Below are 4,347 nucleotides of genomic sequence, written 5' to 3'. Positions count from 1 at the left end.
CGACCACAGTTACCCGTCGGCCGGCAAGCACCGAAGCCACCGCATGGTCCCTTATCTTCTGTGTTGATCGTTGAACCACCACGAACCACCTTTCTGGTTTGTGGTGCATTCACAGCTTGACACCGCCCTGCAAAGTTCGGCAAAAGAGGTTCGCTGCAACACGGCATACTTGCTTGCTCCGAGCACGATTTCCCCCGCAAAACAGAAACGCCCCGGACCAAATGATCCGGAGCGTTAATACCTGTGCGCCCTGACGGGCTCGAACCGCCGACCTGCTGGGTGTAAACCAGCTGCTCTTCCAGCTGAGCTAAAGGCGCAAACTTTCATCGCTGTGCGACTCGGAAAAGCGTATCATGCCCTGATTAGGCTTCCAAAATCACCAGCTCAGAAAGGATTTTACTTCTTGCTTCCCGGGCGCACTAGGCAGGAACCTTGCCACTGACCAACACGGGTTGCGGTGGTTTGCACCAAGCCGGCGAGTTTTGCGGATTCGGCAATTTCACCGGCCACCAGGTGGCCCGGCTTGCCGGCACCAGGGGTGAGCAACCAAATGCGACCACTTTCTGCGAGTGGGCGGATCGAATCCACGAGGCCGTCCACTAGATCACCATCGTCGTCGCGCCACCACAGCAGTACAACATCGCAGACTTCGTCAGTATCTTCATCAAGAAGCTCCTCGCCGATGCGATCCTCGACTGCTTCGCTGATTGCGGTGTCACAATCCTCGTCCCAGCCCACTTCCTGCACTATATGACCTGCTTCGATACCCAGAACCTGAGCATAATCCTGGGCGTTTGACTTAGTCACGCCCGGAACGTCGACCACTGTATCTGTCCTCCTCTTTACTGCGCTTGTGGCGCTGATGCATCCAGAAGCAAAAACTTGATTCAATCGTCGAAAATACCAGTTCTCCTGGGAAATTACAGACTTTAGGGGGATTTTAGAGGTAAACCACGCAGTTTCACAGGAAATTTAGGCTCGAAAATCAGCTTCTAAACTGTTGTGAATTATACCCCGAAGATTTGCAATTTCTGCAAACATTCCGCACGTCACCAGTAGTTTCCTATGCGGATGCAACACTGAACTTGCATAACCCGTATTCTGGAGGGACATGTCGGAGCGCGCAGCTATGCACGCATGCCGAAGATTGACCAAAGAATTCATATTGGAGGAATGCCATGGCTGATGCAGCTGAGCCGAACCCCGGTAGCCATCTAACTGACGACTCCAACATCGCACTGATTCGTGACGGTGTTGCGTCCTACCTCAATGACTCCGATCCGGAGGAAACCCAGGAGTGGATGGACTCACTGGACGGCCTTTTGGAAGAGTCCAGCCCTGAGCGCGCCCGTTACCTGATGCTTCGTCTGCTTGAGCGCGCCACCGCCAAGCGGGTTGAGCTGCCTGCTTTAACCTCAACGGACTACGTCAACACCATTCCGACGACTCAAGAGCCTGAGTTCCCGGGTGATGAGGACATCGAGAAACGCTACCGCCGTTGGATGCGCTGGAACGCCGCCATCATGGTGCACCGCGCCCAGCGCCCCGGCATCGGTGTCGGTGGACATATCTCCACCTACGCTGGCGCAGCCCCCCTGTACGAGGTTGGTTTCAACCACTTCTTCCGTGGCAAGGACCACCCCGGCGGCGGCGACCAGATCTTCTTCCAGGGCCACGCCTCCCCAGGCATGTATGCCCGCGCTTTCCTAGAGGGGCGTCTCTCCGAGGATGACCTGGACGGATTCCGTCAGGAAGTTTCCCGCGAGCAGGGCGGCATCCCGTCCTACCCGCACCCGCATGGCATGAAGGACTTCTGGGAGTTTCCTACCGTCTCTATGGGCCTTGGCCCTATGGACGCTATTTACCAGGCGCGATTCAACCGCTACCTGCAAGACCGCGGCATCAAGGACACCTCCCAGCAGCATGTCTGGGCTTTCCTTGGCGACGGCGAAATGGACGAGCCAGAGTCTCGTGGCCTGATCCAGATGGCGGCGTTGAATAACCTCAACAACCTGACCTTTGTGATCAACTGCAACCTGCAGCGTCTCGACGGCCCGGTGCGCGGCAACACCCAGATCATCCAAGAGCTCGAGTCCTTCTTCCGTGGTGCCGGCTGGTCCGTCATCAAGGTGGTTTGGGGCCGCGAGTGGGATGCCCTGCTGGAAAAGGACAAGGACGGTGCCCTTGTCGACATCATGAATAACACGCCTGACGGTGACTACCAGACCTTCAAAGCCAACGATGGCGCCTACGTGCGTGAACACTTCTTCGGCCGCGATCCACGCACCCTCAAGCTGGTCGAAGATATGACCGACGAAGAGATCTGGGCCCTGCCACGCGGTGGCCACGACTACCGCAAGGTCTATGCAGCATACAAGCGTGCGATGGAGGAGACGGATCGTCCGACCGTCATTCTCGCTCACACCATCAAGGGCTACGGCCTCGGCCACAACTTCGAGGGCCGCAACGCCACGCACCAGATGAAGAAGCTGACTCTGGATGATCTGAAGCAGTTCCGCGATAAGCAGCAGATCCCGATCAGCGACGAAGAACTGGAGAAGGATCCTTACCTGCCGCCATACTTCCACCCAGGTGCTGATGCCCCCGAAATCAAGTACTTGCTGGAGCGTCGTAAGGAATTGGGCGGCTTCCTGCCGGAACGTCGCAGCAGCTACGAGCCAATCACGGTCCCAGATATTGATCAGCTCAAGTCCATGCGTAAGGGCTCCGGCAAGCAGCAGGTAGCCACCACCATGGCTGTGGTGCGTACCTTCAAGGAGCTCATGCGCGATAAGGAGCTAGCGGAGCGCCTCGTGCCGATCATCCCTGATGAGGCACGTACCTTCGGTATGGACTCGTGGTTCCCTACGCTCAAGATCTACAACCCACACGGACAGAACTACACCCCGGTGGATCATGATCTGATGCTCTCCTACCGTGAGGCCACCGACGGCCACATCCTGCACGAGGGCATCAACGAGGCAGGTTCGATGGCATCCTTCATCGCCGCCGGCACCTCCTATGCGACGCACGGTCACGCCATGATTCCGCTGTACATCTTCTACTCGATGTTCGGTTTCCAGCGCACCGGCGACTCAATCTGGGCTGCCGCAGACCAGATGACGCGTGGCTTCCTGCTCGGTGCTACGGCTGGCCGCACCACACTTACTGGTGAGGGCCTGCAGCACATGGACGGGCACTCCCCTGTGCTCGCCTCCACTAACCCTTCGGTGGTTAGCTACGACCCGGCATTCGCCTACGAAGTCGCGCACCTGATTCGTGAGGGCATTGACCGCATGTATGGCCCTGGCCGCGGTGATGACGTCATCTACTACCTGACGATTTACAACGAGCCAGTGTCCCAGCCTGCTGAGCCTGAGAACCTGGATATTGAAGGCCTGCACAAGGGCATCTACCAGTACAGTGCTGGCGAAGGCTCCGGCCACACAGCCAACATTCTTGCCTCGGGCATCGGTATGCAGCAAGCCTTGCGCGCTGCTGAGCTGCTTCGCGACGACTATGGCGTGGCCGCGAACATCTTCTCGGTCACCTCGTGGAATGAACTGGCCCGCGAGGGAGCTGCCCGCGATCTCGAGCAGCTCCGCCACCCTGCTACTGAGGTGGAAGCACCGTTCATTGTTAAGCAGCTCTCAGGGGTTTCTGGTCCGTTTGTGGCAGTTTCCGACTTCGCCACCGCCGTCCCTGAGCAGATTCGCAAGTGGGTGCCTGGCGACTACACCGTGCTAGGTGCAGATGGCTTCGGCTTCTCTGATACCCGCGCTGCGGCGCGTCGTTACTTCAACATCGATGCCGAGTCCATCGTCGTTGCAGTGCTGGCAGGCTTGGCGCGTGAAGGCAAGATCGACGTCTCCGTCGCCGATGCCGCCGCCGCTAAGTACAAACTGACGGACCCAACCTCCGTCTAATCCCCGACTAAAGAACAACCGCCCGCAGGATGCGCAGTGAAAGTGAACTGCTCCCCATTAGTTGGACTGAGAAATCAGTTTCCGACTAGTGGGGAGTTTTTCTTTTGAGAGCACGAAGTTCGTTGAGTCAGGCACAGCGGGAGCAGCTCGTTGAGTTATTTGAACAGGGGCTGGGCTATAACGCGGCAGCCCATCGTTTAGGGGTTAGCCCCTATCCGGTGAAGAGGCTTGCCCGCCGGTTCAAGCTTCATGGCAAGCTATGCCTTGTGGAGAAGCCAACCAAGCAGCAGTATCCCTTTGAGGTGAAGAAAGACGTCGTTGATCGATTCAACGCTGGCCAGTCCATGATGGAACTCGCCAGGGAATTTGGTTTGTCTTCGGATCAACTGGTCAAGGATTGGGTTCGTGCGTGGCGTGCCGG

Annotated in this window: 3 protein-coding genes and 1 tRNA gene; 2 read left to right on the top strand and 2 right to left on the bottom strand. The window is 57.6% G+C overall.

The window, feature by feature from the left end; genetic code table 11:
- Positions 1–244: 244 nt before the first annotated feature.
- Together WG936_RS12180 and WG936_RS12175 are read right to left on the bottom strand one after the other, a co-directional pair.
- A tRNA-Val gene (locus tag WG936_RS12180) sits at positions 245–317 on the bottom strand.
- A gap of 79 nt (positions 318–396) precedes the next feature.
- Positions 397–825: a DUF3052 domain-containing protein gene (locus WG936_RS12175; protein ID WP_445227832.1), complete on the bottom strand. Its 429-nt coding sequence runs from the start codon at positions 823–825 to the stop codon at positions 397–399.
- Between the two features lie 353 nt (positions 826–1,178).
- On the opposite strand from WG936_RS12175, the gene aceE reads away from it, so the two are divergent.
- Together aceE and WG936_RS12310 are read left to right on the top strand one after the other, a co-directional pair.
- Positions 1,179–3,926, top strand: a complete 2,748-nt coding sequence (gene aceE, locus WG936_RS12170) for a pyruvate dehydrogenase (acetyl-transferring), homodimeric type (RefSeq protein WP_339573056.1) — start codon at positions 1,179–1,181, stop codon at positions 3,924–3,926.
- 104 nt (positions 3,927–4,030) lie between these two features.
- A partial coding sequence (locus tag WG936_RS12310) for a helix-turn-helix domain-containing protein (RefSeq protein ID WP_445227968.1) occupies positions 4,031–4,347 on the top strand: 317 nt, incomplete at its 3' end.

It is taken from the genome of Corynebacterium sp. H127 (genome assembly GCF_037482665.1).
GTDB lineage: Bacteria > Actinomycetota > Actinomycetes > Mycobacteriales > Mycobacteriaceae > Corynebacterium.
The sequence above is the reverse complement of the archived record's forward strand: the minus strand, read 5'-3'. Positions and strand labels throughout refer to the sequence as shown.